The organism is Streptomyces sp. NPDC056061, assembly GCF_042266885.1.
GTDB lineage: Bacteria > Actinomycetota > Actinomycetes > Streptomycetales > Streptomycetaceae > Streptomyces.
Map to the genome: position 1 here is coordinate 1 of NZ_JBHJWQ010000054.1, position 7291 is coordinate 7291.

Consider the following 7291-nt stretch of genomic DNA (forward strand, 5'->3'; position numbering starts at 1 on the left):
CACGCCGCAGCAATCTCACCCTGCGAATGCCCCACCACCGCCGACGGACGCACACCCACCGAACGCCACAACTCCGCCAACGACACCATCACCGCGAACAACACCGGCTGCACCACATCCACCCGCTCCAACGACGGCGCACCCTCGGCCCCACGCAGGACGTCCACCAACGACCAGTCGGTGAACTCCGCCAGAGCATCCCCACACTCATCCATACGCGCCGCGAACACCGGCGAAGCATCCAACAACCCCACCGCCATGCCCACCCACTGCGACCCCTGCCCCGGGAACACAAGGGCGGTCCTGCCCGCCGTGCCGCTGCCCCGGACGAGGCCGGGGTGGTCCTGTCCGGCGGCCAGGGCGGTCAGGGCGCGTACGAATCCGTCCCGGTCCGTCGCCACCAGCAGCGCGCGCTCGTCGTGCACTGCGCGGGTGGTGGCCAGTGAGCGACCGATGTCGGCCGGGCGGAGGTCCGCATCGGCCTCCAGGTGGGCGAGCAGCTTCGCGGCCTGGTCGCGCAGCGCGGCCGGGGTCTTCCCGGACAGCACCCACGGCAGCACGCCGGGGGCCGCCACCGGCTCCTCGACGGGGGCCGGCTCCTCGGCCGGGGCCTGTTCGAGGATGGTGTGGGCATTGGTGCCGCTGATACCGAAGGAGGAGACGGCGGCCCGGCGGGGCCGTCCGGTCTCCGGCCACTCCGCGGCCTCGGTCAGCAGCGAGACCGCGCCCGCGGACCAGTCCACGTGCGGCGAGGGCTCGTCCACATGCAGGGTCCTGGGCATGACGCCGTGCTCGATGGCCTTGACCATCTTGATGATTCCGGCGACACCGGCCGCGGCCTGGGTGTGGCCGAAGTTGGACTTCACCGAACCCAGTCGGAGCGGGTCCTCCTCCGGCCGTTCCTGACCGTAGGTGGCCAGCAGGGCCTGCGCCTCGATCGGGTCGCCCAGCGTCGTCCCCGTGCCGTGCGCCTCGACGATGTCGACGTCGGCGGCGGTGAGCCGGGCGTTGGCGAGGGCCTGCCGGATGACCCGCTGCTGCGACGGCCCGTTCGGCGCCGTCAGACCGTTGCTCGCACCGTCCTGGTTGACGGCCGAGCCGCGCACGACCGCGAGGACCGGGTGGCCGTTCTTCCGCGCGTCGGACAGCCGCTCCACGAGCAGCATGCCGACGCCCTCGCCCCAGGCCGTGCCGTCGGCGGCGGCCGCGAAGGGCTTGCAACGGCCGTCGGTGGCCAGGCCGCGCTGTTTGCTGAAGGCCACGAAGGTGCCGGGCGTGGCCATCACGGTCACTCCGCCCGCCAGGGCGAGTTCGCACTCGCCGGAGCGCAGCGCCTGCACCGCCATGTGCAGGGTCACCAGGGACGAGGAGCACGCCGTGTCGACGGTGACCGCCGGGCCCTCCAGACCGAAGGTGTACGAGACGCGGCCCGAGGCGACACTGCCGGAACTGGCGGTGCCCATGTAGCCCTCAAGACCGTCCGGCGCCCGGTGCAGCAGGGTGCCGTAGTCGTTGTACATGACGCCGGTGTAGACGCCGGTCCGGCTGCCGCGCGCGGTCGCCGGGTCGATTCCGGCGCGTTCGAACGCCTCCCAGGTGGTCTCCAGCAGCAACCGCTGCTGCGGGTCCATGGCCAGTGCCTCGCGCGGCGAGATACCGAAGAAGACCGGGTCGAAGTGGTGGGCGTCGTGCAGGAACCCGCCGTTGCGGGCGTAGCTGGTGCCCTGCGCGTCCGGGTCGTCGTCGTACAGCCCCTCGATGTCCCAGCCGCGGTCGGTGGGCATGTCGGAGATGGCGTCGCGGCCCTCGGTGACGAGCGTCCACAGGTCCTCGGGGCTGCGCACACCGCCGGGGTAGCGGCAGCTCATCGCCACGATGGCGATGGGCTCGTCGTCGCCCACGGAGGTGGCGGCGATCTGTGCGGCGGCCTCGTTCCGGTCCCCGCGGGCCTCGTCGCACAGGTATCGGGCGAGCGCGGCGGGGGTCGGGTAGTCGAAGATCAGCGTGGCGGGGAGCCGTACACCGGTGGCCGCACCGAGGCGGTTGCGCAGTTCGACCGCGGTGAGCGAATCGAAGCCGACCTCGCTGAAGGCGCGTTGCGGATCGACCTCCTCGGGCCCGGTGTAGCCGAGGACGGCGGCGACGTGGACGCGGACCAGATCCTGGACGATGCGGTCCGCCTCCGCCTCGGAGATACCGGCGAGTTGTCGACCGAGCGCGCCGGAGGGTGCGGTGGCCGCTCCCTGGGCCGCGCGTCGCGGCGGCACCCGGACCAGACCGCGGAAGAGCGGCGGCAGCATGCCGGCACCCGCCTGGGCACGCAGTGCCGCCAGGTCCAGTGGCATCGGCACCAGCAGCGCCTCGTCGGTGCGGGTGGCGGCGTCGAACAGTTCCAGGCCCCGTTCGGCGGTGAGCGCGACGATGCCGCCGCGCCGCAGCCGGGCGGTCTCGGCCTCGTCCAGTTCACCGGCCATGCCGCCCGACTCGGCGGCCCACAGGCCCCAGGCCAGCGACGACCCAGCCAGCCCCCGTGCCCTGCGATGCTGGGCAAGGGCGTCCAGGAAGGCGTTGGCAGCCGCGTAGTTGGCCTGTCCCGCACCACCGAACACACCGGCGGCCGAGGAGAACAGCACGAACACCGACAGGTCCAGACCCTCGGTCAGCTCATGCAGATTCCACGCCGCATCCACCTTCGGACGCAGCACCCGCCCCAGACGCTCCGGCGTCAACGAACCAATGATCCCGTCGTCCAGCACACCGGCCGTGTGCACAACCCCGGTCAACGGATGCTCCGCCGGAACCGACGCCAGCACACCCGCCAACGCCCCACGGTCCGCGACATCACACGCCGCCCAGACCACCTCAGCACCCAACCCCGACAACTCCGCCGCAAGCTCCGACGCACCCGGAGCCGCACCACCACGCCGACTCACCAACAACAACCGACGCACACCACGCTCGACCACCAGATGCCGGGCAAACAAACCACCCAGAGTGCCGCTCGCACCCGTGACCAGCACCGTTCCCTCGGGGTCGATGACGGCGTCCTCGGTGCCGACGGCGGCCCGGCCGAGACGCGGGGTCTTCGGCGCGCCCGCGCGGATCGCGATCTCCTGCTCGCCGCATTCGAGTGCGGCGGGCAGGGCCCGCAGCGAGTCGGGGTGGTCGTCGATGTCCACCAGGAGCAGGCGGCCGAAGTTCTCCGACTGTGCGGAGCGCACCAGGCCGCGGGCCGTGGCGGCGGCCAGGTCGGCGACCGGCTCGCCCGGCCCTGCCACCACCGCGCCCGAGGTCAGCACCACCAGGCGGGACGCCTCGAACCGGGCGTCGTCAAGCCATTCCTGAACGAGAGTCAGTGTGTCCGCGGCGGCCCGATGCGCGGCGGCGACGAGGTCATCGGCGTCGTCGGCGGACGGGGAGACGAACACGTACTGCGGGATGTCGCCGGAATCGGCGAGCGCCGTCAGGTCGGGGTGGACGTCGATCGTCGCACCGGTGGCGCCCAGTGCCGGGACGTCCGTCCCGACCAGCGCCCACCGACCGGATGCGGCGGTGACGGCCCTGGGTGCCGCGACGTCCGCCCAGTCCACGCGGAACAGTGCGTCCGCGGCGCCGCCTCCGGCCCCGGCACCGAGTTGTTCCGGCGCCACCGAGCGCAGCGCGAGCCGCGCCACGGAGGCGACCGGCGCGCCCGTGACATCGGCGAGTTCGAGGGCCACCGTGCCGTTCCCGGCGGCGGAGAGCCGCACCCGCACGGCATCGGCGCCGACCGAGTGGATGCTCACCCCACTCCAGGAGAAGGGGAGTTGGCCCTGTCCGGTGCTCTCGACCAGATCGCCGAGCCCGATTCCGTGCAGGACCGCGTCGAGCAGTGCCGGGTGCAGGTCGAACAGTCCGGCGTCCGGTTCGACGCCCTCCTCCAGGGCCACCTCGGCGAAGACCTCGCCGTTCCGGCGCCAGGCGGCCCGCAGTCCCTGGAAGGAGGGGCCGTAGTCGAATCCCGCCTGGGCCAGTCCCTCGTACAGGCCCGAGGTCTCGATGGGTTCGGCGCCCGCCGGGGGCCAGTCGGCCAGGTCGAATGCCGCAGGCCGGTCCTCGCCCGCCCGCAGGACGCCGGTGGCGTGCCGCAGCCACGGTTCGTGGTCCGCGGCGCCTTCGGCGCGGGAGTGGAAGGCCACCGGGCGGCAGTCGTCTGCGTCCGGGGCGCCGACCGTGATCTGGAGGTCGACCGCGCCCTGTTCGGGCAGGATCAGCGGGGCTTCCAGGGTGAGTTCGTCGACGCGTTCGCAGCCGACCCGGCCACCGGCCCGCACGGCGAGTTCCACGAAGGCGGTGCCGGGCAGCAGCACGGAGCCCATCACGAAGTGTTCGGCGAGCCAGGGGTGGGTCTCCAGCGAGAGCCGCCCGGTGAACAGGAAGCCGTCGGCGTCGGCGAGGGACACGGCGGCGCCGAGCAGCGGGTGGTCGGCGGAGCCGAGCCCGGCCGAGCCGACGTTGCCGTAGGCCGTCCCGGCGTCCAGCCAGTAGTGCTCGCGTTGGAAGGCGTAGGTCGGCAGTTCGACGCGCTCCGCGCCGGTACCGGCGTAGTAGAGCTCCCAGTCCGGGGCGACACCGCCGACGTGCAGGGCGGCGAGGGCGGTGGTCAGGGCCTGTGCCTCGGGGCGGCCGGCGCGCAGCGCGGCGACGAAGGACAGCCCGTCGCCGGTGACGCAGTCCTGCGCCATCGCGGTGAGCACCCCGTCCGGGCCCAGCTCCACGAAGGTGGTGACGCCCTGCGCCTCCAGGGTCCGGGCCGCGTCCAGGAAGCGGACGGCCTCACGGACGTGCCGCACCCAGTAGTCGGCGGTGGCGATCTCGGCCGCGGGCGCGACGGCACCGGTGAGGCCGGAGACGACGGGGACCTGCGGGGGCGCGTATGTCAGCCGCTCGGCGACCTTGCGGAAGGCGTCGAGCATCGGGGCCATGCGCGGCGAGTGGAAGGCGTGCGAGACGGTGAGCCGCTTCGTCTTGCGGCCCTGCTCCTGGAAGGCGGCGGCGATCGCGAGAGCCGCGTCCTCGTCGCCCGCGACGACGACCGACTGCGGACCGTTCAGCGCGGCAATGCTCACACCCTCGGTCAGCAGCGGCAGCACCTCCTCCTCCGACGCCTGCACCGCCACCATCGCGCCACCGGCCGGGAGCCGCTGCATCAGCCTGCCGCGTGCGGCGACCAGCAGGGCGGCGTCGGCGAGGGAGAACACCCCGGCGATGTGGGCGGCGGCGATCTCGCCGATGGAGTGGCCGGCCAGCAGGTCGGGCTTCAGGCCCCAGGACTCCACGAGGCGGTACAGCGCCACCTCGACGGCGAACAGCGCGGGCTGGGTGAAGCCGGTACGGTCCAGCTCCTCGGCGTCCTCGCCGAACAGCACGTCCTTCAACGGCCGTTCCAGGCGGGGGTCCAGCTCCGCGCAGACGGCGTCGAGGGCCTCGGCGAAGGCGGGGTAGGTGTCGTACAGTTCGCGGCCCATGCCGAGGCGCTGGCTGCCCTGGCCGGTGAAGAGGAACGCCACCTTGCCGCGACCCTCGGTGCCCAGGAGCAGCCCGGCGGCGGGCTCGCCCGCGGCGAGCGCGGCAAGTCGCTCCAGGAACGTGTCCCGATCACCGGCGACCACGGCCGCCCGGTTCTCCAGTGCGCTGCGGGTGGTCGCCAGCGAGTGGCCGACGGAGAGCACGTCCAGTTCGGGCCGGGCGGCGACATGGGCATGCAGTCGGGCGGCCTGGTCGCGCAGGGCGTCCTCGCCCTTCGCGGAGAGCACCCAGGGCAGCAGCGGCAGGGTCCGGCCCACCAGGGGTTCGGTGTCGGTGTCGGTGCCCTCGGGGGTGTCCTCCCCCGTGGCCTCGTCCGGTTCCGGGGCCTGCTCGATGATCAGGTGGGCGTTGGTGCCGCTGATGCCGAAGGAGGAGACGGCGGCCCGGCGCGGCCGGCCGGTCTCCGGCCACGGCCGGGCCTCGGTGAGCAGCGAGACCGCGCCCGCCTCCCAGTCGATGTGCGGGCTGGGCCGGTCGATGTGCAGGGACTTGGGCAGCGTGCCGTGCTCGATGGCCTTGACCATCTTGATGATCGCGGCGACACCGGCGGCGGCCTGGGTGTGGCCGATGTTCGACTTGATGGAGCCGAGGTGGAGCGGCCGGTCGGCGGGGCGCTCCTTGCCATAGGTGGCGAGCAGCGCCTGCGCCTCGATCGGGTCGCCGAGCTTGGTGCCGGTGCCGTGCGCCTCGACGACGTCGATCTGGTCGGACGTGAGCCGGGCACCGGCCAGGGCCTGGCGGATGACGCGCTGCTGCGACGGGCCGTTCGGCGCCGTCAGACCGTTGCTGGCACCGTCCTGGTTGACGGCCGAGCCGCGCACGACCGCCAGTACCCGGTGGCCGTTCCGCCGGGCGTCGGACAGTCGCTCCACGAGGAGCATGCCGGCGCCCTCGGACCAGCCGGTGCCGTCGGCGGCGGCCGCGAAGGACTTGCAGCGGCCGTCGAAGGACAGCCCGCGCTGGCGGCTGAACTCGGTGAACGTGCCCGGGGTGGACATCACCGTGACGCCACCGGCCAGTGCCAGGGTGCATTCGCCGTTGCGCAGCGCCTGCATGGCCATGTGCAGGGTCACCAGCGACGAGGAGCACGCCGTGTCGACGGTGACGGCCGGGCCCTCCAGGCCGAAGGTGTACGACACCCGGCCCGAGGCGATGGAGCTGGAGCCGCCGGTGCCGAGGTAGCCCTCGACGCCGGGCGGCACCGCGCGCAGCCGGGAGGCGTAGTCGTGGTACATCACGCCGGCGAACACGCCGGTGCGGCTGCCGCGCACCGCCGTCGCGTCGATTCCGGCGCGTTCGAACGCCTCCCAGGCGGTCTCCAGCAGCAACCGCTGCTGCGGGTCCATGGCCAGCGCCTCGCGCGGGCTGATCCCGAAGAACGCCGGGTCGAAGTAGTTGGCGTCGTGCAGGAACCCGCCCTCGCGGACGTAGCTGGTGCCCGCGTCGTCCGGGTCGTCGTTGAAGAGCCGCTCGATGTCCCAGCCGCGGTCGGTGGGGAACTCGGAGATTCCGTCCCCGCCCTCGGACACCAGCCGCCACAGGTCCTCGGGCGACTCGATGCCGCCCGGGTAGCGGCAGCTCATGCCGACGATCGCGATCGGCTCCTGGTTCCCCGACTCCACCTCCTGGAGGCGACGGCGGGTCTCGTGCAGGTCGGCCGTCACCCGCTTGAGAAAGTAACGGAGCTTTTCCTCATTCATTTCGTGCGTTCCCCTTCGAGGAA

Annotated in this window: 1 protein-coding gene; it reads right to left on the bottom strand. The window is 72.9% G+C overall.

Annotation, left to right across the window (positions count from 1 at the left end):
* A partial coding sequence (locus tag ACFC79_RS36805; RefSeq protein ID WP_376249438.1) for a type I polyketide synthase occupies nt 1-7268 on the bottom strand: 7268 nt, incomplete at its 3' end.
* Between the last annotated feature and the right edge of the window lie 23 nt (nt 7269-7291).